The organism is Mesorhizobium sp. B2-3-11 (genome assembly GCF_006442215.1).
Taxonomy (GTDB): domain Bacteria; phylum Pseudomonadota; class Alphaproteobacteria; order Rhizobiales; family Rhizobiaceae; genus Mesorhizobium; species Mesorhizobium salmacidum.
On the sequence record NZ_VFVS01000003.1, the window covers coordinates 292,063 to 316,246 of the forward strand.

At 63.5% G+C, this 24,184-nt stretch carries 27 protein-coding genes; 20 read left to right on the plus strand and 7 right to left on the minus strand.

The annotated features are described in order from the left end of the window. Positions 1 to 59 precede the first annotated feature (59 nt). The gene (locus FJ960_RS06790) at positions 60 to 1,091 is read left to right on the plus strand and encodes a histone deacetylase family protein (RefSeq protein ID WP_140712690.1); all 1,032 of its coding nucleotides are present in this window, start codon (positions 60 to 62) and stop codon (positions 1,089 to 1,091) included. Between the two features lie 68 nt (positions 1,092 to 1,159). On the opposite strand, the gene FJ960_RS06795 is transcribed toward FJ960_RS06790, so the two are convergent. Next, positions 1,160 to 2,353, minus strand: a complete 1,194-nt coding sequence (locus FJ960_RS06795; RefSeq protein WP_140712692.1) for a TMEM43 family protein — start codon at positions 2,351 to 2,353, stop codon at positions 1,160 to 1,162. Between the two features lie 505 nt (positions 2,354 to 2,858). Here FJ960_RS06795 and FJ960_RS06800 point away from each other — a divergent pair. Both FJ960_RS06800 and FJ960_RS06805 read left to right on the plus strand, forming a co-directional pair. Continuing rightward, a complete protein-coding gene (locus tag FJ960_RS06800; protein WP_140504115.1) occupies positions 2,859 to 3,569 on the plus strand; it encodes a helix-turn-helix transcriptional regulator in 711 nt (236 codons plus the stop codon). After that, positions 3,566 to 4,336 carry a helix-turn-helix transcriptional regulator gene (locus FJ960_RS06805; protein ID WP_140712694.1) on the plus strand — a complete coding sequence of 257 codons (771 nt, stop codon included), beginning with the start codon at positions 3,566 to 3,568 and terminating at the stop codon, positions 4,334 to 4,336. The genes FJ960_RS06800 and FJ960_RS06805 overlap by 4 nt, the downstream gene beginning before the upstream one ends. 24 nt (positions 4,337 to 4,360) lie before the next feature. On the opposite strand, the gene FJ960_RS06810 is transcribed toward FJ960_RS06805, so the two are convergent. From FJ960_RS06810 to motA, 6 genes are read right to left on the minus strand one after another with little or no spacing between them, the layout of a single operon-like run. Next, complete coding sequence (locus FJ960_RS06810) at positions 4,361 to 4,795, minus strand: hypothetical protein (protein WP_140504119.1); 435 nt, start codon at positions 4,793 to 4,795, stop codon at positions 4,361 to 4,363. Next, the gene (flhB, locus tag FJ960_RS06815; RefSeq protein ID WP_140712696.1) at positions 4,792 to 5,874 is read right to left on the minus strand and encodes a flagellar biosynthesis protein FlhB; all 1,083 of its coding nucleotides are present in this window, start codon (positions 5,872 to 5,874) and stop codon (positions 4,792 to 4,794) included. The genes FJ960_RS06810 and flhB overlap by 4 nt, the downstream gene beginning before the upstream one ends. 3 nt (positions 5,875 to 5,877) lie before the next feature. Further along, positions 5,878 to 6,891: a flagellar motor switch protein FliG gene (locus FJ960_RS06820; RefSeq protein WP_140712698.1), complete on the minus strand. Its 1,014-nt coding sequence runs from the start codon at positions 6,889 to 6,891 to the stop codon at positions 5,878 to 5,880. Between the two features lie 43 nt (positions 6,892 to 6,934). Further along, positions 6,935 to 7,321: a flagellar motor switch protein FliN gene (fliN, locus tag FJ960_RS06825; protein ID WP_140712700.1), complete on the minus strand. Its 387-nt coding sequence runs from the start codon at positions 7,319 to 7,321 to the stop codon at positions 6,935 to 6,937. A 17-nt stretch (positions 7,322 to 7,338) separates the two neighbouring features. Further along, positions 7,339 to 8,286: a FliM/FliN family flagellar motor switch protein gene (locus FJ960_RS06830; protein WP_140712702.1), complete on the minus strand. Its 948-nt coding sequence runs from the start codon at positions 8,284 to 8,286 to the stop codon at positions 7,339 to 7,341. A 32-nt stretch (positions 8,287 to 8,318) separates the two neighbouring features. After that, positions 8,319 to 9,194 carry a flagellar motor stator protein MotA gene (gene motA / locus FJ960_RS06835; protein ID WP_140504127.1) on the minus strand — a complete coding sequence of 292 codons (876 nt, stop codon included), beginning with the start codon at positions 9,192 to 9,194 and terminating at the stop codon, positions 8,319 to 8,321. 157 nt (positions 9,195 to 9,351) lie between these two features. Between motA and FJ960_RS06840 the strand changes: the two genes are divergently transcribed. The 17 genes from FJ960_RS06840 to fliF all read left to right on the plus strand — a co-directional run bounded on the left by FJ960_RS06840 (position 9,352) and on the right by fliF (position 24,181). Next, positions 9,352 to 10,473 (plus strand): DUF1217 domain-containing protein, encoded by a 1,122-nt coding sequence (locus tag FJ960_RS06840; RefSeq protein ID WP_140712704.1) that lies wholly within the window; start codon positions 9,352 to 9,354, stop codon positions 10,471 to 10,473. 2 nt (positions 10,474 to 10,475) lie between these two features. Continuing rightward, a complete protein-coding gene (flgF, locus tag FJ960_RS06845) occupies positions 10,476 to 11,201 on the plus strand; it encodes a flagellar basal-body rod protein FlgF (RefSeq protein ID WP_027144745.1) in 726 nt (241 codons plus the stop codon). 1 nt (position 11,202) lies between these two features. Then, positions 11,203 to 12,603 carry a flagellar protein export ATPase FliI gene (gene fliI, locus FJ960_RS06850; RefSeq protein ID WP_140504131.1) on the plus strand — a complete coding sequence of 467 codons (1,401 nt, stop codon included), beginning with the start codon at positions 11,203 to 11,205 and terminating at the stop codon, positions 12,601 to 12,603. After that, positions 12,584 to 13,417, plus strand: coding sequence for a hypothetical protein (locus FJ960_RS06855; protein WP_140712706.1), 834 nt, complete (start codon positions 12,584 to 12,586; stop codon positions 13,415 to 13,417). The genes fliI and FJ960_RS06855 overlap by 20 nt, the downstream gene beginning before the upstream one ends. Positions 13,418 to 13,577: 160 nt before the next feature. Next, on the plus strand, positions 13,578 to 13,958 hold the full coding sequence (gene flgB / locus FJ960_RS06860) for a flagellar basal body rod protein FlgB (protein WP_027144748.1): 381 nt from the start codon (positions 13,578 to 13,580) through the stop codon (positions 13,956 to 13,958). A 2-nt stretch (positions 13,959 to 13,960) separates the two neighbouring features. Next, on the plus strand, positions 13,961 to 14,377 hold the full coding sequence (gene flgC / locus FJ960_RS06865; RefSeq protein WP_015315914.1) for a flagellar basal body rod protein FlgC: 417 nt from the start codon (positions 13,961 to 13,963) through the stop codon (positions 14,375 to 14,377). Then, positions 14,374 to 14,697, plus strand: coding sequence for a flagellar hook-basal body complex protein FliE (locus tag FJ960_RS06870; protein ID WP_181174162.1), 324 nt, complete (start codon positions 14,374 to 14,376; stop codon positions 14,695 to 14,697). Before flgC ends, FJ960_RS06870 begins: the two co-directional genes overlap by 4 nt. Positions 14,698 to 14,707: 10 nt before the next feature. Further along, positions 14,708 to 15,496, plus strand: coding sequence for a flagellar basal-body rod protein FlgG (gene flgG / locus FJ960_RS06875; RefSeq protein WP_010911276.1), 789 nt, complete (start codon positions 14,708 to 14,710; stop codon positions 15,494 to 15,496). A gap of 6 nt (positions 15,497 to 15,502) precedes the next feature. Continuing rightward, positions 15,503 to 16,039, plus strand: a complete 537-nt coding sequence (gene flgA, locus FJ960_RS06880; protein ID WP_181174163.1) for a flagellar basal body P-ring formation chaperone FlgA — start codon at positions 15,503 to 15,505, stop codon at positions 16,037 to 16,039. Beyond that, complete coding sequence (locus FJ960_RS06885) at positions 16,036 to 17,277, plus strand: flagellar basal body P-ring protein FlgI (RefSeq protein WP_140712710.1); 1,242 nt, start codon at positions 16,036 to 16,038, stop codon at positions 17,275 to 17,277. The genes flgA and FJ960_RS06885 overlap by 4 nt, the downstream gene beginning before the upstream one ends. Positions 17,278 to 17,280: 3 nt before the next feature. After that, complete coding sequence (locus FJ960_RS06890; protein WP_140712712.1) at positions 17,281 to 17,862, plus strand: MotE family protein; 582 nt, start codon at positions 17,281 to 17,283, stop codon at positions 17,860 to 17,862. Beyond that, the gene (flgH, locus tag FJ960_RS06895) at positions 17,859 to 18,563 is read left to right on the plus strand and encodes a flagellar basal body L-ring protein FlgH (protein WP_140504140.1); all 705 of its coding nucleotides are present in this window, start codon (positions 17,859 to 17,861) and stop codon (positions 18,561 to 18,563) included. The genes FJ960_RS06890 and flgH overlap by 4 nt, the downstream gene beginning before the upstream one ends. 35 nt (positions 18,564 to 18,598) lie before the next feature. Beyond that, positions 18,599 to 19,093: a flagellar basal body-associated FliL family protein gene (locus FJ960_RS06900; RefSeq protein ID WP_140712714.1), complete on the plus strand. Its 495-nt coding sequence runs from the start codon at positions 18,599 to 18,601 to the stop codon at positions 19,091 to 19,093. Beyond that, entirely contained in the window at positions 19,090 to 19,821 is a 732-nt protein-coding gene (gene fliP, locus FJ960_RS06905; protein ID WP_140504143.1) for a flagellar type III secretion system pore protein FliP, read from the plus strand. The genes FJ960_RS06900 and fliP overlap by 4 nt, the downstream gene beginning before the upstream one ends. 243 nt (positions 19,822 to 20,064) lie before the next feature. Then, entirely contained in the window at positions 20,065 to 21,051 is a 987-nt protein-coding gene (locus tag FJ960_RS06910) for a flagellin (RefSeq protein WP_140504145.1), read from the plus strand. Between the two features lie 278 nt (positions 21,052 to 21,329). Then, positions 21,330 to 22,400, plus strand: coding sequence for a flagellin (locus FJ960_RS06915; RefSeq protein WP_027144759.1), 1,071 nt, complete (start codon positions 21,330 to 21,332; stop codon positions 22,398 to 22,400). A 131-nt stretch (positions 22,401 to 22,531) separates the two neighbouring features. Beyond that, positions 22,532 to 24,181: a flagellar basal-body MS-ring/collar protein FliF gene (gene fliF / locus FJ960_RS06920; RefSeq protein ID WP_140712716.1), complete on the plus strand. Its 1,650-nt coding sequence runs from the start codon at positions 22,532 to 22,534 to the stop codon at positions 24,179 to 24,181. The last annotated feature ends 3 nt before the right edge of the window (positions 24,182 to 24,184 follow it).

Here is a 24,184-nt window from a genome sequence, read left to right on the forward strand (position 1 = left end):
GAAAACCGCTTCCCACCTATCCCGGAATTGCCTTAGCTTCGCACTTTGAGAGGAATTTCATGAAGACTGTCTATTCGCCGCTTCACGCCGGCCATGCCGGCCAAATGGAACTGGTTACCTCAGCCATCGTGCCCGGCTTTGAAAAGCCCTCGCGCGCGGAGTTCATCAAGGCGCGGGTCGAAAGCGAGAAGCTCGGCCCGATCATAGCACCGGTCGAGCACGACCTTGCCTCCGCCAAGCGCGTCCACAGGGCCGACTACATCGACTTCCTGCCGACCGTCTGGCCGCAATGGGTGGAATCCGGCTTCACGGGCTCGGCCATGCCCTTCACCTGGCCGACGCGCGGCGTGCGCGGCGACGTGCCGCCCAAGCGCATCGATGCCCTGCTCGGCTACTATTCCTTCGACGGCGGCGCCACCTTCGTCGAGGGCACCTGGACCGCGATCAAATCGTCCTTTGACGTGGCGCTGACCGCAGCCGGCCTGGTCAAGGACGGCGAGAGATCGGCCTTCGCGCTCTGCCGTCCGCCCGGCCACCATGCCGGCGCCGGCTTCATGGGCGGCTATTGCTACATCAACAACGCCGCGGTCGCCGCGCAATGGTTCCGTGACCAGGGCGCCAAACGTGTCTCGATCCTCGACGTCGATTATCACCACGGCAATGGTACGCAGGAGATATTCTATGACCGCGCCGACGTGCAGGTTCTCAACCTGCACGGCGATCCGATGGTCGAGTACCCCTTCTTCCTCGGCCATTCCGATGAGCGCGGCGCGGGCGCGGGCGAAGGTTTCAACATCAACTATCCCATGCCCTTCGGCACCGGTTGGGATACCTGGAATGCCTCACTCGAGGATGCCTGCGCCAGGCTCGCCGCATACGCGCCTGACATCGTCGTCGTCTCGCTCGGCGTCGACACCTTCGAGAAGGACCCGATCAGCCAGTTCAAGCTGAAAAGCCCCGACTATCCGAAGATCGGCCGGCGCATCGCCAAACTCGGCCTGCCGACGCTCTTCGTCCAGGAAGGCGGCTATGCCGTCGAGGAGATCGGCATCAACGCCGTCGGCGTGCTGACCGGCTTCGAGGATCGGTAAGCCTGCCAGAAAATCCAGGCGAGCAACGACAGACAGTAAAAGGGCGGCGTGGCCGCCCTTTTTGCAAGCTACGTTGCGATGCCGGTGCTCGGCGCGGCCACTGGCGTGGCTGCCCCGCGTGATCGTCCGAGATAATAGACCGCCGCAGCCGCGACGACGCCGACCGCCAGGATGGCCGCTGCCAGAACCGGCCGATACCAGAACCAGGCAATCGCGATTGTCGTGGCGCCGACCAGGATCGCCAGGAAGAAGGCGATGATGCCGGTTCCCATCCGCGCCATGCTGCCAAGGAACGGAATCACATCGAGGATCACGCCGATCGGGCTGAGGAACAGCGCAAAGCCGATGGTCAGCAATAAAAGGCCGGCAACGCGCAGCAGCCAGGTAATCAGCGTGTTGGCGCTGACCGCCTCGGCGAACATCTTGTCGGCCGGCACCGAGCCGGTGTCGACCATCAGCAGCGCATCGCCCGCCTGCGTCTGGTAGGGCTCGAATCGGCTGCCGGCCTGGCGCGCCACGATGCTGACCACGCCGAGCGGCGCCAACTCGTAGCCGATACGGTAGTCGCCTAGCGCGGGCGTCGTGTTGTCGCTGCCGAGATAGATCTTCCCATCGAGGATGCTGAGCGGCCTCGTTCCGGTGTAGGCGGCCTTGATCGCGGCTGACTGGCTGGCCGACAACGAAAGACCCTTGTCGCCGTCGATGCGATCCAGCACCGGCGTATCGAGATCGAAAGCGCCAAGCTTGCCCTGTGGAATCTGAAAGGCATGGCTGTGGATCGCCATCGGCGGATTCTGATGGCCGTCGGGCTTCTTGAAGTCCGACGAGTCGATCTGGTTGTCGTCCCACACCTTCGAATAGCTGTAGGTCGTCTCCGTCTCCTCGCCGCCGCCAAGCTTCTTGGTGGTTTCCGATTTGGACTCTTCCTTCCACTGATACATCTCGACGCCGCGCGACAGGCGCAGCCCTTGCGCCGTGATGCCGAAATCCGGATCCGCCAAGCTGCTGTCCGCCGTCACTGGCCCGCTGACATGCACCAGTTTCCCTTCATTGGCGGCATCGGAACTATCAGCCTCCACCGAGACCACGGCACCAGAGCCCTCGGCCAGCGAGCGCGCCGTCTGCACCACACGGCCTTCGTTCCAGAACAGCCCAATCACCATCAGCACGATCAACAGCAGGCCGAAGATAACCCCGCCGACCGCGCGCTTGATCCGCCCGAACCACGAGATTGAAGTAACTTCCCGAAATGAATCGCTCATTGTTTCCCCCGAAACCAACCTTGCCAAGACCCGAGTAGCGCCGCAGCGGACAATCGCATTCCGCGCTGCCGACCTTTTGCTCGACTGCCGGGGGTGCCCACCCCTTCGGCACGAGCGAAGCTACCGCAACGGGCCGGACGCTGATATGGCCTACGCGCACAGTCCCGGTATTTTCGCCCCTCAATGGCTTCGAAAGCTCCCCTGAGTCGCAAGCAGAGTCCCCCAGATTCGATTTTGTCAAATCGCGTTTGATGTCGGATTCATCTGCGGGTAGATTAGACCCGAATCAGCCGGTCCGCGGGGGGCGCGGCGACCACCCAAAGTCTCACGTTCCGGACTTCTCCGGCGCCAGACGCGGATGTCTTCGCGTTCCCTGAATGGATTCCGTCTGGTTGGGCGCGGCCCCGCGCCTCGTGTGTGTCTCGTAAAAGTAATGCGTTTTCGGGTTCGGCGGCTGGCTCTCCAGCAACCGGACATCAGCATCGATTCCGGCCAAAAGCAGCAGATGAGCAGTCCCGCCGCGCCTCTTCAATCCGACACATTGGGCTCGCGCCTGACGTCGCGTGGTGATCTCACCAGCTTCTTCATGGAGCTGACCGCCGAGATCGGCGCCGACAGCTACATGCTGGTCGCCATCGTCCATGACCAGGACCGCAACGATGCGCGTATCGTCTCCTCGAACTGGATCTTCGACGCCATCGAGCTGATCGGCAAGCGGCTGATCGCCGGCCTCGCCCAGGGACCACTCACCGCCGCACCCGGTATCCGTCCGACACCGTTGGTGGCGGCCCAGGCGCCGGATGCCGACGGGCTGGTCTCGGGTGAAGAGGCCCGGCTGCTGGACGTGCTCGGCCATGCCGAGATCTATTCACTGCGGCTGAATGTCGGCCGTCAGCGCCTGTTCGCCTTGTTCTCGGCGGTGGCCGCCGGCCGGATCGACCCGCCGGCGCTGATGAAGGCGCAACTGAAATGCTGCTACGCGCTCTCGCACATTCCGCAGTTGATCGCCGCCGCTGCCATGCAGGATCCGCTGTCGGACCGTGAGCGCGAATGCCTGTTCTGGGTCTCGGAAGGCAAGACCACCGACGAGGTGGCCGTCATCCTCGGCGTCTCCTCAAACACCGTCAACAGCTACATCACCCACGCCATCCAGAAATTCGCGGCCAGCAACCGTGCGATGGCCATCGCCACGGCGATCAGGAGTGGCATCATTTGAAACACACCGAGATCAAGGACGCAGCGGAAGCCCTTTTCAACGAGCAGCGCAGCCCTTTCGGCGCCTTCTCGCTGGGATCCGAAACACATCACGCCGTCACCATTCCCGATGCGGTGCGCCGCTGCCGCTGGATATCAGTCGACATTAACGCCTCGGCCTTCGGCCTGTTCTTCGTCAGCCCGTCGCCGGAGCGCGCCCGGCTGGTCCCGTGCTTTGATTCCGATTATCCCAGCGTCGCGGTGGCGTCGAAATTCATTTCAGGCGCCAATGGCGAGGAGATCGTTCGCCATAGCCGGATTTCGACCGAGCCGCGCTGGTGGACGGATGATGGCGTGGCGGCGATGGCCGACATGTTCGGCAATCTGGCCTGGACCGGGCAGATGGCGCCGCTGACACCCGGATCGAGTGGCATTGCCTTTCCCGTCCATGCCGATCGCGGCCAATGCGGCCTTGTCGTCTTCCTGGGATCGGAGATCGCGCTGCCGCAGGATGCGCTCTACGAAATCCACGCTCGCTGCTTTTCGCTGTTCGCCGCCGTCGCGCGGATGCGTCCGGGCGATGTCGGCAGAATGCGGTCGATCTCCAAGCGCGAGCTCGAATGCCTGAAGCTGACCGCCAATGGCAACACCAGCGAGGAGATCGCGCGGCTCCTGAAACTGTCGGTGCACACCGCCAACCAGTATCTCACCCAGTCGACCCAGAAGCTCAACGCCGTCAACCGCAACCAGGCGGTCGCCAAGGCGCTGCGGCTGGGACTTATCGAGTAGCCGCTATCGGCTGACCGAAGCGCTTTAAAACGCCAGCGGTTCGACCTTGCGGATACGAGCCTGTTCGATCACCGCCTCCAGCAGCGCCGTATTGTGCTGGGGGTCTTCGCCCGGTTTTTCAAACGACACGTAATTGACCACCACCGTGTTGCCGGTCTCGTTCAGCGTCAGTTGGAAATAGACGGTCACGCCGGGTGGCCTGAGCTCCAGGTCGAGCACGATGCGCGGGCTGCCGCTCCAGTCGACATGCGCCTCGCCGCCATGGCCGAGCCGCAGCGTACCAGGCATGAAGAACAGCTCCGCCGCTGAATCGACCAGATCCGACAGGCAGGCGAAGTGCTCCAGCCGGATGAAAGCGATATAGTCGGCGACGTCGATCAGCCTGAGTTCCACCACCACCTGCTCGATGGCGCTGGCGACGATGATCTCGCGGGATTTTGCGTGCGGTTGACGGTTCATGAAATCTGTCTGCGCTCAGCCTTTTTCGAGTAGACGATCCGCACCAGTTCGGCGACGGCCTGGTAGAATTGCGACGGGATCACATTATCGACCGAAACTTGCTTGTACATGGAGCGGGCGAGCGCCACGTCCTCGAAGATCGGGATGTTATGCTCCTTGGCGATCTCGCGGATTTTCAGCGCCACGAGATCCTGCCCCTTCGCCACTACGAGCGGCGCCGAGTCCTCGTCGCGCACATATTTCAGCGCGATCGAGAAGTGGGTCGGGTTGGCGATAACAAGCGTCGCGCGCGGCACCGCCGTCATCATCCGCTTGCGCGCCCGGTCTCGCGCCAGCGAGCGCAGCCGCGACTTGACGATCGGATCGCCCTCGGACTGCTTGAACTCGTCCTTGACCTCCTGCTTGCTCATGCGCAGGTCCTGCTTCCAGTGGAAGCGCGACCAGACGATGTCGATCGCCGCGATCAGTCCCATGACGAAGACGATCGCCACCAGTATGTCGACGGCGATGCCGCGGATGACGAGGCCGAAAGCGACCGGATTGGTGATCATCCCGGCAAGCAGCTTGCGGTGATCCTCCGACAGCGTGAAGGTGAGCACCGCGATGGCAAAGCCGACTTTTGCGAGGGACTTCAGGAACTCGACCCAGCCCTGGGCGCCGAACATCCGGTTCCAGCCCTTGACGATCGAGATGCGTGACATCTGCGGCCTGATCCGCTCGCCGACGAATTGCGGCATATTCTGCAGCACCGAGGCGCCGATGCCGGCAACGGTGAGCAGCACCAGCAGGCTGAGTACGGCGCTGCCCACTTCCAGCATGACGAGCTTGTAGAGCGCGATGACATCGGTCTCGGTGTCCATCGGCCAGGCTTCGGGCTTCTCGAGGAACATCGACAGGAACATGCCGAGCTCGATGATGGCGTCCTTGGCATAAAAGACCGTGAACACCAGTATGGCGACAAAGGAGGCCAGGATCGCGGTCTCCCTCGAATGGGGCAATTTGCCCTGTTCGATGGTATCGCGGATCTTCTTTTCCGTCGCCTCTTCGGTTTTCGAGTCCTTGTCGACGGCGTCGGACATGCCTTAGGCGGCGTTCTGCGTCGAGGGAAGTTCGAAGGCGCCTTCGCGCGACAGCCGGATCGTCGTCGTCACGATCGTCTTGCGTGCCGCCATGATGTCGGCGGCGGGCACACCCTCCGACCCTTGCCCGAGTTCGGCCTCGATCATGCGCCGGGAGCGGGCGCCGATCGCCGACAGCACCGCTTCGGCCAGTGCCGCCGACGTGCCGCGCAGCGCCAGCGTGACAAGCTCGGTCGATAGCCCGTCGAACAAAAGCACGCGCGCCTTCTGGGTGAGCAGCGGCAAATCGTCGAAAGCGAACAGCCGGGCCCGAACACCGTCGAGGTCGGGCGTGCCGGCGGCTTCGAGATCTTGCATGACCTCATCGAGCAGGGGCTTTTCCAGCTCGTTGAGCACGCTGGCGACGCGCGCCTGCCCGGCCGAAGTATCCTTGGTCGTGGTGTCCGACAGCACGCTGGCGCGCAGCCGGTTCTCGACGATCCTGGTGGCGGCGGCCGGAACATTGGCCATCGTCACCATGCGCTTGATGATTTCGCCGCGCATCGGCTTCGTCAGCGTCAAAAGCACGCTCGCCGCCGCTTGTGGCGCCAATTTCGACAGCACCATGGCCGCCGTCTGCGGATGTTCGCCCGCGAGGAACGCGCCCAGCCGCGAGGGCTCCAGCTTTTCGAGATCGGGCCAGATCGGCGGTGGCCCTTCGGGTGCCGCCTCGGGCTTCTTGTTGCCCATGATGGCGTTCATCTCTTCGGGCGAGAGAGACTCGTTGAGGATGGTGTCCATCCTGTCGGCGGAATCGAGCAGGCCCGCGCCCTCGGTGAACTCGGCCTCGAATTCGGCGACGATGCGCTCGAGATCGCTTTGCGGAATGGTCCTGAGCAGCCGGGCGCCCTCGATCAGCGCCTTCAGCTCTTCCTGCTTGAAGAATTTCAACAGGCGGCTGGCGGACGGTTTGCCCATCGCCACCAGTATGGCTGCCGCCTTTTGTGCGCGCGTCAGGGTCGTCAGCGGCGTTGTCATGCCTTTCGCCTCCGCTGCCATCGGCAAGCCCCGCCAGCCATGTCTAGGCGCCCTTCGTGCCGGCGATGATTTCGGTCAGCCTGATGCCGAAGCGCGAAGGGTCGCTTTCGAGCACGGTGATCTCGCCGCGCGCTATTTTGCGGCCGTTCACCACCACATCGACCGGCTCGCCGATGCGCCGGTTGAGCGCGACCGTCGACCCCTTCTGCAGCGCCATCAGATCGGCAACCGCCATCTCGGTGCTGCCGAGAATGATCTGAACATCGACTGGGATGTTCATGATGACGCTCGAATTGGCTGCCGCGCCGGCCCTGAACGCCGCATCAGGGCGTTGCTCTTCTTCGTGCAGGACCCCGCGCAATTCCTCGATGGCGCGATCGAGCTGCTCGTCCGGCTGGTCGAGCTCTGGTTCTACCTTGGTCTTGGCCATGCGTCGTCTCCAAAAGCTCAGGCGCGCCCGGCACCAGCCGGCATGAGCCCGTCGATAAAGTCCTGCCCGGCATCGAAAGGATGTCTGATTCGGACGGTGTAATTCTGCCCCAGTTTGCCGAACTCGCATACGAACAGCGTCTGGCCGCGCGCGCCGAGGCGGGCGCGCGATTGCGCCGTTTCTTCGAAGTCGATGACCTGGCCTACTTCGAGATTGGCGAGGTCTCCGAGCGTCAGCCGTGCCAGCGGCATGGTGGCTTCGAGCGCCACGGTCGAGCGCATCACCTCTTCCGAAAAGCGTGCCCGCCAGCTGGTGCTGTGATCGTCGTCGCTGACGCTTGCCGTACCGTCGCGGCCGGCCAGCACGATACGCTGCGGCATTGTCACCGTGATCGAGCCGCTGTCGACCGGCGTCGAGATGCCGAGGACGATGCGGATCGCGGCGCCGTCGCGCAACACGTGTCGCCTGGCCTCGATGCCCGACATGGCCCGCGGCGCCGGCAGCCGCAGCTCGAGCGAGCGCCGCCCCGATCCGTTCAGTGCCTGCGCAACCTCCTGGAACACCATGGTCGAGACATCGGCCTCGATCGACGACAGGTCGCGCTCGATCGGCGACACCGGCATGTCCGGATCGCCGCCGAACAGCGTCGAGACCATGATCGCGATCGCGGGAGCGTCGATGACGAGGGTCATCGCGTCCGAGGACGCCGGGGAGCCGACGACGGTCATGGCGAAATTGTCGCCGGCGCGCGAGCGCGCCTCCGGAACGCGGCTGACCTCGACGGCCTTGAGGTCGACGATTACGGGAATGCCGAGCTCGCCCGAGATCGCCTTTTGCAGCAGCGGCACGGCGCGTTCGGCCATGGCACGTCCGGCGTCGATGACCTGATCGGCCTCGCCGCTGTCGCCGACCAGACGCTCGATGATCAAAGAACGCGCTTGCGAGGGGCTGCCCGGACCCGTCATGACAGTTTTGGCACCGGTCTGTCGTGCATCGCTCAGGCGGCCTTCTTCTCGGCGCTGCCGGTGTTCATCGTGCTCTGTTCGACGGCGTCGATGCTCGGCCGCTCATAGGAGGAGATAGTCTTGCGGCCGAACTCGATCGCCACCTGCGGCAGCGCGCCGTTCATGTAGGCGAGCAGCGTCTGCTTGACGATGATGTAGAGGCGGTTCTTCTTCTCGCGCACCGTCTTGATCTTGGTGGCGACAGGTCCGACCACCGCGTAGGACAGGAAGATGCCGAGGAAAGTGCCGACCAGCGCAGCGCCGATCAGGCCGCCGAGGATTTCCGGCGACTGGTCAAGCGCACCCATCGCCTTGACCACGCCGAGCACGGCGGCGACGATGCCGAGCGCCGGCAGGCCGTCGCCAACCGCGACCAGCGCGTGATAGGCCTTCATCTTGTCGGACTTGATGGTCTGGATTTCCTCGTCCATCAGCGCCTCGATTTCATGCGAGCGGGCGTTGCCGATGATGATGATGCGGCAGTAGTCGCAGATGAAATTCATCAAATCGTGGTTCTTGAGCACGGTCGGAAAGGCCTGAAAGATCGCCGATTCCTCCGGATTGTCGATATGCGCCTCGACCTCGCTGCGCGACTTGGAGCGTAACTCGCGCATCAGGCTGTGCAGAACGCCAAGGGTTTCCAGATAGTCCTGCTCCTTCGGCACAGCCTGTTTGAAGGCCTCCAGTATGCCTTTGCCGGTATCCTTGACCGTCTTCATCGGATTGGCGACCAGGAAAGTGCCGAGCGCGGCACCGCAGATGACCACGGCTTCCCATGGCTGCACCAGCACGTGCAGATGCCCGCCCATGGCCATGAAGCCGCCAAGGACGCAGCCAAGCGTCACCACAAGTCCAATCAGAATGCCCACGACCGGTCCTTCCGCATTTCACGTCGGAGAATGGATAGTCCCTGTGCCTTGTGTGAGGCTTGAATCGGAGCCGCCATGGAACCGAAAGTTGGCGATTCAGTTTCGCGCAAGGAAGTGAGCTTATTGTGCTGGCATAGCTTCGGCCGGAGGCGCGTCCTTGCTCAGTACCTATACCAGCTACCAGTTGATCACCAGAGACATCAACAAGTCGATCGACCGCATCGAGCAGCAGCCGACGGTCGATCGCGATACCCAATATTACCTCGCCAACATCACCAAGGTGAAATCGATCGACGATTTCGTCAAGAACGACCGCTTGTTCAAATATGCCATGAAGGCCTACGGGCTGGAGAACATGGACTACGCCAAGGCGTTCATGATCAAGGCGCTCAAGGAAGGCGTCGCCAATCCCGACAGTTTCGCGAACAAGCTGACCGACAAGCGCTACGCCGCGTTCGTCAGGGCCTTCAACTTCGCTGCCAACGGCGCCGACGCGACGATCTACAACAAGGCCCAGCAACTGGTGACGAAGAACTATGCCACGCAGGCGCAAATCGCAGGCCTCGATCCGAATTCAGACTATGTGAAGGGCGAGACGACGTATTATCTCGCCAACATCACCAAGGTGAAGTCCGTCGACGATCTGATGGGCAACAGCCGGCTTTACACCTATGCCCTGGCGGCGTTCGGTCTCGATTCGGCGACCGAGGACAAGGACCTCATCAAGCAGGTCCTGCAAGGCGGCGTGCGCGATCCCGACAGCGTCGCCAACAAACAGACGAATCCGGCTTACGCGGCACTGGCCTCGGCTTTCAACTTCGAGCAGTACGGCGAAGCGGCCACCACCATCAATCCGGCGCAGCAACCGACCGTCGACAGCTACATGCGCCAGACCCTCGAGGAGGACGCCGGCCAGACCAATGAGGGCGTGCGCCTGGCACTCTATTTCAACCGCAAGGCGTCAACCATCACCAGCTGGTACGACGTGCTGGCCGACACCGCGCTGGCCAGCGTGGTGCGCACCGCGCTTGGGCTGCCTGATTCCTTCGCCACCGCCGACATCGACAAGCAGGCGCAACTGTTCGAGCAGAAGCTCGACATCTCGGATTTCACGGATCCCGTGAAACTCAACAAGTTCCTGACCCGCTTCACCAGCATGTACGAGATCAACAATCCGACCTCGACGGCCGTGACATCGATCAGCGTGCTCTTCGCCAAACCGGTCACATCGGGCATCTCCACCGACCTGATGATGGCCATGCAGAAACTGAAATTCTGATCATGCGAGACAGTCTCTACGTCGCCCTCTCCGCCCAGATGGCCCTCGAGCGACGGCTCGATACGATCGCCGACAATGTCGCCAACGCCAGCACCGTCGGCTTTCGCGCCACCGGCGTGAAGTTCGAGGACGTGGTGTCGGGTGCAGGGCAGAAGTCGGTATCGTTCGCTTCCTCCGGCAAGACCTATCTGTCGGGGGCTCACGGTGCCATGACGGAAACCGGCAACCCGTTCGATTTCGCCATCCAGGGCGACGCCTGGTTCGCCATCGACACGCCGGCAGGCACCGTCATGACCCGCGACGGCCGCTTCTCGATGAACGAGAATGGCGAGCTGATGTCGGTCGAGGGCCATCCGGTGCTCGACGCCGGCGGGGCGCCGATCCAGCTCGATCCCCGTAACGGCCCGCCCAAGGCCGGCGCCGACGGCTCGCTGCGCCAGAACGAACAGCTCGTCGGCTCGATCGGCCTCTACAATTTCGATCCGGGCCAGAATTTCGTTCGCTACGGCAATTCCGGCATTGTGCCCGCACGCACGCCCGAACCAGTCACCGACCGTTCCGATGTCGGCATAGCGCAAGGTTTCGTCGAGGAATCCAACGTCAATCCGGTGCTGGAAATGACCCGGCTGATCATGGTTCAGCGGGCCTTCGAGAACACCGCCGCGCTGATGCGGCAGACCGATTCTTCCACCGACGAGGCGATAAAGACGCTCGGCTCGAAGTCGTAGCATGTCGTCGGAGCAACCATCCATCCGCGCACCCGAAAGACAGCTCCAGCCGGCGCCGAAGGATAGGCTTGCCGGGTTGGAGCGGATTATCAGGCGCTTCGGCGACGGCGACGGGCTGGTCAAGCGCGGCGGTCTCGTCACCGAAGTCACACCCACGCACTACAAGGTGCGCGGCCTTTCCGATTTCACCAGGCTGGGCGACATCGTCGAGCAGCGCGGCCAGGCCGGCGCGCGCCGCGGCGAGATTGTCAAGATCAGCCGGGACGAGGTTGTGATAGCACCCTTCGAACGCAGCGCCGACGCCGGCATCGGCGATGCCGTGTTCCGCAGGGGTCCGCTCGCGGTGGCGCCGCATGCCTCGTGGCGCGGCCGCGCCATCGACGCGCTCACCCGGGCGATCGATGGTGGTCCGCCTCTGATCAGGGGCGACGACATGTCGGCGACCGCCGCGACGCCCGGCGCCATGGCGCGGCAGCGTGTCGGCACAACCTTCATGACCGGCGTCAAGGTCATCGACATCTTCACGCCGCTCTGCTTCGGCCAGCGGATGGGTGTCTTCGCCGGCTCTGGCGTCGGCAAGTCGACGTTGCTTGCCATGCTCGCCGGCGCCGACGCGTTCGACACGGTCGTCGTGGCGCTGATCGGTGAACGCGGCCGCGAGGTCCGTGAATTCCTCGAGGACACGATCGGCGACAGCATGGCCAAGACCGTCGCCGTCGTCGCCACAAGCGACGAGAGCGCCATGATGCGCCGGCGCGCGCCCGACACCGCCATGCGCGTGGCAGAGCATTTCCGCGACCAGGGCCACCGCGTGCTTTTGGTGCTGGATTCGATCACCCGCTTCGCCCACGCGCTGCGCGAGGTGGCGACCGGCACGGGCGAGCCGCCGGTCGCCCGCGGCTATCCCGCCTCGGTCTTCACCGAATTGCCCAAGCTGCTCGAACGCGCCGGACCCGGAGCCGAAGGTAAGGGCTCTATAACCGCCATCATTTCCGTGCTGGTCGATGGCGATGACCACAATGATCCGGTCGCCGATTCCGTGCGCGGCATCCTCGACGGCCATGTCGTGCTCGACCGCGCGATCGCCGAACAGGGCCGCTACCCGCCCGTCAATCCACTGTCGTCCATATCGCGACTTGCGGGCAAGGCCTGGAGCGTCGAGCAGCGAGCCCTGGTGACGCGGCTGAAGTCGATGATCTCCCGCTTCGAGGACACGCGCGACATCCGCCTGCTCGGCGCCTATCAGGGCGGCGTCGACGCCGAACTCGACATGGCCGTGCGCCAGGTGCCCCTGATCTACGAGGCGCTGACGCAATCGCCCAGGGACCGTCCGTCCGCCGATCCGTTCTCCGACCTTGCCCGCTATCTCAAGGGAAAACAGAATGCCGAACCAGGAGACTGAACGCCAGTACACCGAGCGCCTCCTGAACGAGATGATCGCCGAGGCGAACGCCGCGGAGCAGGCTCGAGCGGAGGAGGCCAGGGTCGCCAAGGCAAACACCGCCGGCGCCATAGCCGCCCGGACCGCGGCTGTTCTGGCCAGGGCCGTCAAACCGGCTCTCCCCAGATCCGAACCTGTTCTGGGTCGGACCGCCCTTTCCTCAACGCATGTGGTTCCCGGCGTCGATACTCCCGAGATGGCGCAGGCCAGCCGCGAATCGCTGATCGATGGCCTGTTCGCCGCCACCGAATGGCCGCAACCGCCAAAGGCGCAATTTCCAAAATTGAGAAAGAAGGCTGACCGTCGCAGCGACGTCGTCATCGCCGCGCTCGGCATCACGCTCGGCCTGACCTGCGCCCTGTTTCCCTGGTACATTTTCTTCAACCAGGACCAGTTCGGCGTGCAGGCGATCAAGTTCGGCGGCACCGGCACCAATTCGGGACGCGCGGGCGGCGGTGTGGTCGCCGCACGCAGCGCGCCGCTGACCGCCAAGGACGTTCCCAACACCAGCGTCGACCTGCTTGCCACCGGCACGGTGCAGGACGATTCCAAAGCGGACCCACCTGGCGACCAACCCTTTCCCGCCGATATCGCGAAGTTCCGCATGGTCCATGTCGCCAACGGCCGCGCCATGATCGAGGACGACACCGGCCTGTGGATGGTCCAGCGGGGTTCGACGCTGCCGGATTCCAGCAAGGTATCGGCGATCGAACAGCGCAACGGCAAATGGGTCATGCTCACCAGCGCCAACCAAGTGATCGAGCTTTCCCGGTAAGGCGGTTCGGCTTTGGCCAGAGCTGGATCCAATTCAAGAGACGGAGCAAGATGCCGTCCAAAAGCCGCTTCATGCTTTTCGCCGTCATTTTCTAGCGACCGTCCGCAAGGTCCGCGCAAGACTGGCGGCCTAGTCTTTGGGCACATGCCCGGAGATTCCCATGGAGCCTGTTTCCCTTTTCGATCTCGCCGCCAAGCAAGCGCAGTGGCTGTCCGTGCGTCAGTCGGCGGTCGCCGGCAACATCGCCAATGCCAACACGCCGGGCTACACGGCAAATGATGTCGAGCCGTTCGAGAAGGTGCTCGACCGCACCGCGGTGTCGCTCCAGATCACCGAGCCCGGCCATCTCGGCAGTGCTGCCACCAATGCCGGCTTCACCATCAAGCCGCAGGAAGACGACGGCGTGATCATGCCGTCCAAGAACACGGTCGTGCTTGAAGACCAGCTTCTCAAGGCCGGCGAGGTACGCCGCTCCTTCGAACTCAACACGGCCATCGTCAAGGCATTCCACTCAATGATGATGATGGCGGTGAAGAGCTGATCATGGACGCACTGACCGCAGCCCTCAAAGTCGCAGCATCAGGCCTCGGCGCCCAGTCCGAGCGCCTGCGCGTGGTCTCGGAAAACCTCGCCAACGCCCAGTCGACAGGCACCACGCCGGGCGCCGACCCGTATCGCCGCAAGACCATCAGCTTCGTCTCCGAACTCGACCGGGCTTCCGGCAGCTCGACGGTTGAAGTGAATTCGATCGACCGCGACCCGAGCAACTTTCCCGTCGAATTTCAGCCCGGCAACGAGGCCGCCGACGACAAGGGCTACGTCAAGATGCCCAATGTGAACGTGCTGATCGAAATGGCCGACATGACCGAGGCCAACCGCTCCTACGAGGCCAACCTGCAAGTGGTGAAGCAGGCGCGCGACCTCATTTCAATGACCATCGACCTGATGAGGAACCAATGATCGTCAACGGCATCGGCGCGCTTAACCTGAAGCCTGGACTGGGCAATACAGCCACCGATCTGTTGCAGGGTGGCGTTGCGCCGGCGGCATCGGGCAACCTTGGCACCTCCTTCGCCGAAGCGGTGAGCCAGGCTGCCTCCAAGACCGTCAGCACCATGCAGAATGCCGAGCAGGTGTCGCTCCAGGCGCTCAAGGGCGACGCCGACACCCGTCAGGTGGTCGATGCCGTGATGAGCGCCCAGCAGGCGCTGCAGACCGCCGTCGCCATCCGCGACAAGGTCGTCTCGGCCTATCTCGAAGTCAGTCGCATGGGCATCTGAGGAGCACGCCATGAAAGCACTCGCCATCGCCGCTACCGGCATGAATGCCCAGCAGACCAATCTGGAAGTCATCGCCAACAACATCGCCAACATCAACACCACCGGCTACAAGCGCGCCCGCGCCGAATTCTCCGACCTGCTCTACCAGGTCGACCGCACGCAAGGTGTACCGAACCGTTCCAACGCCTCGCTGGTGCCGGAAGGCGTTTCGATCGGTCTCGGCGTCAAGACGACCGCCGTGCGCAACGTCCACACACAGGGCGAGCTGACCAGCACCGGCAACAGTTTCGACATGGCGCTCACCGGCAGGGGCTGGTTCCAGATCGAGGGTGCCGATGGCGGCACGCTCTATACGCGCGCCGGCGCCTTCAACACCAACGCCACCGGCCAGCTGGTGACGGTCGACGGGGCCAATGTCATTCCGGCCATCACCGTGCCGACCGATGCGGTCGAGGTGATCGTCAACAAGACCGGTCAGGTCTTTGCCCGCATCGACGGCCAGACCAACCTGCAAACTCTCGGCCAGCTTCAGATCGTCAACTTCGCCAACGAGGCGGGATTGGCACCACTCGGCGACAATCTGTTCCAGGAAACGACCGCCTCCGGCCCGGCCAATGCCGGCGTGCCCGGCGATCCCGGCTTCGCCACCATCCAGCAAGGCTATCTTGAGGCTTCCAACGTCGATCCGGTCAAGGAGATCACCGAACTGATCTCGGCGCAGCGCGCCTATGAGATGAACTCCAAGGTCATCCAGGCCGCCGACGACATGGCCTCCGTCGTCTCAAAGAACATCAGGTAACGGATGATGGCCATGCCGATCTCCTGCTCCGCATTCCGCCGCGCCGCGCTGACCCTTGCGCTGGTGGCCGGCGGCATGCCGGCTTTCGCCCAGGAATCGGCCAGCCAATCGACGGGGCAGTCGACCACCCAGATCGCCAGCAACCAGCCTGCCGGCGAGGTCGTGCTGATCCCCAACCGCGTCATCTATCCCGGCGAGACGATCGAACTCGGCGCCCTGAAGCAGGTGACCCTCATCCCGGGCAAGCACAAGCCGGATGCGGTGGCGACCCGTTCCGAGGAACTCCAGGGCAAGATCGCCAAGCGCACGCTGCTGCCGGGCCGCTACATTCCTTCCACCGCCATCCGCGAGGCCTGGCTGGTCGAGCAGGGTGCCGCCGTGCAGGTCTTCTTCGTCGCCGGCGGGCTGACGATAACGGCCACCGCCGTGACCTTGCAGCCGGGCTCGGCCGGCGACTTCATCAAGGTTCGCAACAGCGACAGCGGCAAGATCCTCTCCGGCACGGTGATGGCCGACGGCACAATTCAGGTCGGCGCTTCATGATGCGCCCATTTGCCCTTCTGCTCGCGGCGGCACTTGGCCTGCAGCCGGCGCTGGCCGATGGCCTGACGCCCAAGGCCAAACGCGAGCTCGCCGCCAGGAATGGCGGTGTCTACGACGATCCGGAATATGATCCGGCCACCACCACACGCATGTTCCGCGTTTCGCCCGGGCCAAGTTCGCTGCCACCAGGCCAGGTCGCTTCGCGCATCAAGGACATCGCGCAGCTGCAGAGTTCGCGCGACAACCAGCTCGTCGGCTACGGCCTCGTCATCGGGCTCGCCGGATCCGGCGACAGCCTGCGCAATTCGCCGTTCACCGAACAGTCGATCCGCGCCATGCTCGAAAATCTCGGCATCGCCACCGAAGGCGGCAGCGCACGCGCCAAGAACGTCGCCGCCGTCATCGTCACCGCCAACATGCCGCCCTATGTGCAGTCCGGCGCCCGCATCGACATCGACGTCTCCTCGATGGGCGACGCCACCTCGCTTGCCGGTGGCACGCTGATCATGACGCCGCTGAAGGCGGCGGACGGGGAGATCTACGCCGTCGGCCAGGGCGCGGTCATCGTTTCCGGTTTCATCGCTAAAGGCCAGGCCGAGCAGTTGACGCAAGGCGTGCCGACCGCCGGCCGCGTGCCGAACGGGGCCATAGTCGAGCGGCAGGTGAAGGCCGAGTTCGACGACCAGTCGACGCTGACGCTGCAATTGCGTAATCCCGATTTTTCGACCGCTATCCGCATCGCCGACGCGATCAACGACTACACCGCCCAGCGCTTCGGCATGCGCGTAGCGGCAGAGCGCGATTCCCGAACCGTGCAGATCAGGCGGCCGAAGAGCGTTTCGGCGGCCCGCTTCTATGCCGAGATCGAGAATCTGGTGGTCGAGTCTGACACGCCGGCCCGCGTCGTTATCGACGAGCGCACCGGGACCATCGTCATCGGCAACGACGTCAAGATCTCGCGTGTCGCCATCAGCCACGGCACGCTGACGGTGCGCATCACGGAAGCGCCGCGCGTCGTGCAGCCCGAACCCTTCTCCAAGGGCGAGACCGCCATCGAGCCGTTCACCGCAATCGATGCCAGCCGGCCCGATGCCCGCGTCGCCGTGCTCGACGGGCCCGACCTGCAAACCCTTGTTTCCGGCCTCAACCGTCTCGGCGTCAAGCCGGACGGCATCATTGCCATCCTGCAAGGCATCAAGTCGGCCGGCGCCCTGCAAGCCGATCTGGTTCTCCAATAGGCGATGCCGATGATCTCCTCCCTCTCGTCCCGTGAAAGACGCCGCTCCCGCACCTTCCTGTTTGCGGCCGCCCTCACGGTCATGCCTGTTTTTGGTGGCGCACACGCGGACGATACCGTGCGCCAGGTTCTGCCCGGTGCGCAGCCCGTGGTCGCGCCGCCGCAATTGACGCGGCAGAAAGCGCCGGACCAAAGCGAGATCGAGCGCTTCTGCTCCAATATCGCCGACGCCGCTCGCGACCGCCGCTATGCCTTGCAGGCCGAGGAGTTGAAACAGCTCCAGGCCGGCATCGACGAGCGCATGAAAGCTCTGGACACAAAGAAAGCCGAATACGAGACCTGGCTGAAGCGGCGCGAAGTGTTCCTGGCCCGGGCCGAGGACGGCGTCGTCAAGATCTATGCCGGCATGAAGCCCGATGCGGCGGCCGAACGCTTGGCGATCGTCAACGCAGACCTGGCCGCGGCCATCCTGATGAAGCTCGATTCACGCAAGGCGGGCGTCATCCTCAACGAAATGGACCAGAAGGCGGCGGCGACGCTCACCGGCATCATGGCCAGCGCAGCCCGAAGGGTAGATCCGTCATGATCCGCAGAATGCTCATCCTGTGCGCGGTGGCAGCCTTGTCCGGCTGTGGAACCAACTTCAAGGAGATCGGCAGGGAACCGGCGCTGTCGCCGGTCGGATCGGGCATCGGCAGCGACGGGGCAGCGCCCTACAGCTATCCTCAGCCGCCCGCCACGCCGGTCAAGAAGTTCTCTCTGTGGGACGATCGCCAGAGCCGGCTGTTCACCGATCCCAGGGCGCTGCGCGAAGGCGACATCCTGACCGTCAGGATCAAGCTCAACGACAAGGCCAATTTCAAGAACCAGAACGACAGGAGCCGCACTGCCGCGCGCAAGCTGGGCTATGACGTCACGCTCGGATGGGAAGGCAGCAGCACGAGCGGCAAGGGCGACGCCGGCTTGAGTTCCAGCACCGAAACCAACGCCGACGGCGAAATCAAGCGCTCGGAGAACCTCGAGCTCAACGTCGCCGCCGTCGTCACCGAGGTCCTTCCCAACGGCAATTTGATGATCAGGGGTTCACAAGAAGTGCGCGTCAACTACGAACTCAGGGTGCTCACCATCGCCGGCATGGTGCGCCCGTCTGACATCGGCGCGGAGAACACCATCTCCTATGAACGCATCGCCGAGGCGCGGATCTCCTATGGCGGCCGCGGTCGCGTCAGCGAGGTCCAGCAGCCGGCCTACGGCCAGCAGGTCCTCGACCAGGTTCTTCCGTTCTAGTTCTTGGCAATCTGGGGATTGGAGAGCAAAGCGCCATGGCCGATGTCGAACAGGTTCAGCCTCGCAAGGGTCCTTCCCTTGCCATCCAGGGCGCCATGCTGCTCGTGGTGACTGCCGCCGCCATCGGCATGGGCTGGATGTCAGGTGGCTACCTCAAAGGCGTCGATGCACCACCATCGGTGCCGGTTGCGCCTGAAAATGAGGGCAAGGTCGCCCAGCCCGCCGCCGCACAACAGCCTGGCACGGGCCCGACGCTTGTCGCACTGGCGCCGATCACCACCAACATCGCCTCGCCCGCGGATACCTGGATCAGGATGGAAGTATCCGTGGTCTATGACGCGCCGCAGCCGCCGGCCATGGCGGAGAACATTCAACAGGATCTTCTGGCTTTCGTACGTACCCTGAAGACGCACCAGATCGAAGGCGCCAGCGGCTACCAGCATCTGAAGGCCGATCTCGACGAACGCGCCTCGATCCGCAGCCAGGGGCACGTCAAACAGGTTCTTATCAGGACATTGCTGCTCGAATGAGAAAATTCCTTCTTGCCGCGGTACTGATCGGTGCCGCCACCTCCGTCGCGGCGGCCCAGCAACTGGACCTTGGTGCCATCGGCAAGGCCGATGGCACCACCGTCGGCTACATCATCCAGATGTTCGGCCTGCTTACCGTCTTGTCGGTGGCGCCGGGGCTGCTGATCATGGTGACGAGCTTCACCCGCTTCGTTATCGCCTTCTCGATCCTGCGTGCCGGCATTGGCCTGCAATCGACGCCGGCGAACCTCATCCTCATTTCGCTGTCGCTGTTCATGACCTTCTATGTCATGGCGCCGACCTTCGATCAGGCCTGGAATACCGGCGTCAAGCCGCTGATGGACAACCAGATCAGCCAGACCGAGGCCTTCGAGAAGATTTCCGATCCGTTCCGCACCTTCATGCTGCACAATGTGCGCGACAAGGACTTCGATCTTTTCGCCGATCTCGCGCGCGAGCGCGGCCAGGTCGTTGCCAAGGAGACCGTCGACCTGCGCATCCTGGTGCCCGCCTTCATGATCTCCGAAATCCGGCGCGGCTTCGAGATCGGCTTTCTGATCGTGCTGCCATTCCTGGTCATCGATCTGATCGTCGCCACCATCACCATGGCGATGGGCATGATGATGCTGCCGCCCACGGTCGTGTCGCTGCCGTTCAAGATCCTGTTCTTCGTCCTGATCGACGGCTGGAACCTGCTCGTCGGCAGCCTGGTGCGCTCTTTCACCTGAGCGCCCGCGCCCGGCATCAGGCACCGCGCGCGCCCAGGAACCGGGCGGCGCGAGCATCATCGAATTTTCTCCGAATTATTTTCGATTAACCGTCCGATTTAGTCCTTTGGTAGGGACTCGCCGCCATAGTCGCTCGCAGATGGCGGGTGACCCAAACGCAACGGTCATTGGCATGATGCCGCTCCGTCATACCGGACAAACCGGTATGCAAAAAACACCTGTAAAAACAAGGTACGAGTAGCCATGGCCAGTATCATGACCAACGCCGCAGCGTTGACCGCGCTGCAGAGCTTGAACGCCACCCAGAAGAGCCTCGACACCACCCAGTCCCGCATCTCGACGGGCTATCGCGTCTCCCAGGCTTCGGACAACGCCGCCTACTGGTCGATCGCCACCACGATGCGCTCCGACAACCAGGCCATGTCCACCGTCTCGGACGCGCTCGGCCTCGGCGCCTCCAAGGTCGACACCGCCTACACCGGCATGAACAGCGCGATCACCACCATTAACCAGATCCAGCAGAAGCTGACCGCATCCTACGGCCAGACGGATGCTTCCAAGGAAAAGACCCAGGTCGAAATCGCCGCTCTGCAGAAGCAGCTGCAGGCCTATGCCGATGGCGCCACCTTCTCCGGCACCAATATGCTGTCGGTGTCCACCGCCTCGGGCACGGCGGCCGACGTGAAGGTCGTTTCGGCCTTCAACCGCAGCGCCGCCGGCGCGGTTTCGATCTCGACGATCGACGTCAATGTGGAAAGCATCAAGCTCTATGACGCCGGTGCTGCCCCGACTGCGAAGGGCATCCTCGACACGGCTCGTCTCGGCACCACCGGCGCCGCGGTTACCACGGCATCGAACCCGACCCTGGGCGCTGCCGCTGCGGCCACCGATACCTATTCGGTCGCCTCTCTGGCCATCTTCTCGGGCACCACTGCTGCCAGCGATACCCAGATCCAGCAGATGATGAACGTCGTCGATGCCGCGCTCAAGGGCATGACGACCGCCGCCACCAAGCTTGGCGCCGCCAAGAGCTCCATCGACCTGCAGAAGACCTTCACCTCGAGCCTGATGGACTCCATCGATCGCGGCGTCGGCCAGCTCGTCGATGCCGACATGAACAAGGAATCGACCCGCCTCCAGGCCCTGCAGGTTCAGCAGCAGCTCGGCGTCCAGGCGTTGTCGATCGCCAACGGCTCCTCGCAGTCGATCCTGTCGCTCTTCCGCGGCTGATCGCTCTCGACCGACCAAACCAGGCAAACGGGCCGCGCAGAAGCGCGGTCCGTTTCGCGTTTGCTCCAGCCCCGCGCAACTCTCGTTCCTTAACCCTCTAAAGTCGGCTTTTAACAGGCCGTTAACCATAACGCGCTAGTCATGGTTAACCAATGACTTACAACGGATTACCGAATCGGTCCGATCGGGGCGGCGGCAATCCACGGGCGGGTCGAGCGGCTCGCGAGGGCAACGCCGGTTTTTGAGAAAGACCGGTCTGGAAAAAAGGAGCGAGTTTCTTGGCGAGCATCATGACGAACGCTGCGGCGTTGACTGCACTTCAGAGCCTCAACGCCACCAACAAGTCGCTTGAGCAGACACAGGCCCGCATCTCGACGGGCTACAGGGTCTCCGAAGCATCCGACAACGCGGCCTACTGGTCGATCGCCACGACGATGCGCTCCGACAACCAGGCGCTCTCGACCGTGCAGGACGCGCTCGGCCTCGGCGCCTCGAAAGTCGATACCGCTTATACCGGCATGAACAATGCGCTGGACACGATCGGCAAGATCAAGACCAAGTTGCTCTCCACCATTGGCCAGACAGCTGCTGCCAAGGCGAAGACACAGACCGAAATCACGGCCCTCCAGGCGCAGATGAAGTCCTTTGCCGATGCCGCCACCTTTTCGGGTTCTAACTACCTTTCGGTGACATCGACACAGGTCGCCGCCGCCAATGATGGCGTCCAGGCCAACGCCAAGATCGTCTCGTCCTTCAATCGCTCCTCCTCGGGCGCCATTTCGCTCGGCACGATCGACATCGATGTCGAGAGCACCAAGCTGTTCGATTCCGGTCTCTCCACCGCCGTCAAGAACCAGGGCACGCTCGACCGCCAGACCTCGGTCTATTCCACGGCGGCCGCCCAGAACCTGTATGATACCGCTTATGCGGCCGCAATCGCCGGCGGCGGCACGGACATTGCCGCCAACACCGCCGGCCAGACCGCGGCCGGTGCGGTGGTTCCCAGGATCGACAATGTTTCCGCTTACAATCTCGATATCACGGCGGCCGGCGTGACCGACGACATCATCACCCAGATGGTCGGCAAAATCGACAAGGTCATGAGCCAGTTGACCGACTCCGCCACCATCCTCGGTTCAGCCAAGAGCAGCATCGACCTGCAGAAGACCTTCACGCAGAGCCTGATGGACTCCATCGACCGCGGCGTCGGCCAGCTCGTCGATGCCGACATGAACAAGGAATCAACCCGCCTCCAGGCGCTGCAGGTGCAGCAGCAGCTCGGCATCCAGTCGCTGTCGATCGCCAACAGCTCCTCGCAGTCGATCCTGTCGCTGTTCAAGAACGGCTAATTCAACCTTAGCCGACGGATACGTCGATTTCCAATTCACGGGCCGCGTCGCAAGCGCGGCCCGATTTCATTTTCGCACAAGCTTCGAGGATTAGTGTTCCGGCGGACAGTCATGCTGGGAGTCGCTCAATCGTGCCGGAACAGATCCAGAGCATCATCTCGAATCTCCGCGGCTTTGGCGTCAGGCGCCTCGCCATGCTGGCGGGCATCGCTGTCCTGGTGATGGGCGTCATCGGCGTTGCCTCGGTCTACCTCAACCGCCCGGCCTACGACACGCTCTATGTCGGGCTCGACCGCTCCGACGTGAACCAGATCGGCCTAGTATTGGGCGAAGCCGGCATCGGCTTCGACGTCGGCGCCGACGGAACCTCCGTACTGGTGCCGGCCGGCACCACGGCGCAGGCGCGCATGCTGCTTGCCGAGAAGGGCCTGCCGACCAGCGCCAATGCCGGCTATGAGCTGTTCGACAATGTCGGCGCGATGGGCCTCACCTCCTTCATGCAGCAGATCACCCGCGTGCGTGCGCTGGAAGGCGAGATCGCCCGCACCATCCAGTCCATCGCCGGCATCAAGGCGGCGCGCGTCCACATCGTCATGTCCGAGCGCGCCAATTTCCGCCGCGACGAACAGCAGCCCTCCGCCTCGGTCGTCATCCGTTATGCCGGCATCGACGCGGAGAAGAGCGCCATGTCGATCCGCCACCTCGTCGCCGCTGCCGTGCCTGGCCTGTCGGCCGACAAGGTGACGGTGCTCGATTCCAACGGCAATCTGCTGGCCGCGGGTGATGATCCCTCCAATACCAGTGCCGCCCGCACGCTCGGCATCGAGCAGACCGTGGAGGCGCAGATCGGTGACAACATCCGCCGCGCTCTGACACCCTATCTCGGCCCGGACAATTTCCGCGCCAGCGTCAAGGCCGAGGTCAACACCGACACCCGTCAGACGGAAGAGACAATCTTCGACCCGAATTCCCGCGTCGAGCGCTCGGTGCAATCGGTGCGCGCCAATGAGAACAGCAACCAGAAGCAGGCTTCAACTCCCGCCAGCGTCGAGCAGAACCTGCCCGAAACCCAGGCGACCAGCACCGAGGGTCCGCAGACCTCCTCGGCCAACGACCGCAAGGAGGAGATCACCAATTACGAGATCAATTCCAAGAAGATCGCCACCGTCTCCAACGGCTATTCAGTGACCAAGATGTCGATTGCCGTCGTCGTCAACCAGGATCGGCTGAAGACGATCCTGGGCAAGGATGCGACACCGGAGCAGATCGCCAAGCGCGTCGCCGAAATCCAGAAGATGGTGAGCTCCGCCACCGGCTTCGACGACAAGCGCGGCGACGTCATCGACGTCTCGGCCGTCGAGTTCATCGACGGGCTGGACGGCGAGGCGGTGCCCCAGGCGGGAATGCTCGATTCCATCGGCCAGCACGCCGGCACGCTGATCAATGCCGGCGCCTTCATCGTCGTGGTGTTCCTGGTCGCCTTTTTTGGCCTGCGGCCGATGGCGGCCGCGTTGACGGCCAGGGCGACGCCCGCCATAGCAGGCCCCAATTTCGATGAAGTCCAGCGCTCTCTGCCGACGCCGGAGGCAGCCGCTTCCGTCGATGCGGGTGCCGCCATTGGCGCCCTGCCCGGCACGCGTGCCGGCGCCACCCCGCTCGACGATCTGCGCCAGAAGATCAGGCCGGCCCCGCAGGAGCGGCTTGCCCGCATGGTCGACATCAACGAGGAACGCACCGCGCAGATCCTGCGCAAATGGGCGGCCCAGGAAGTCGCAGCGTAGACC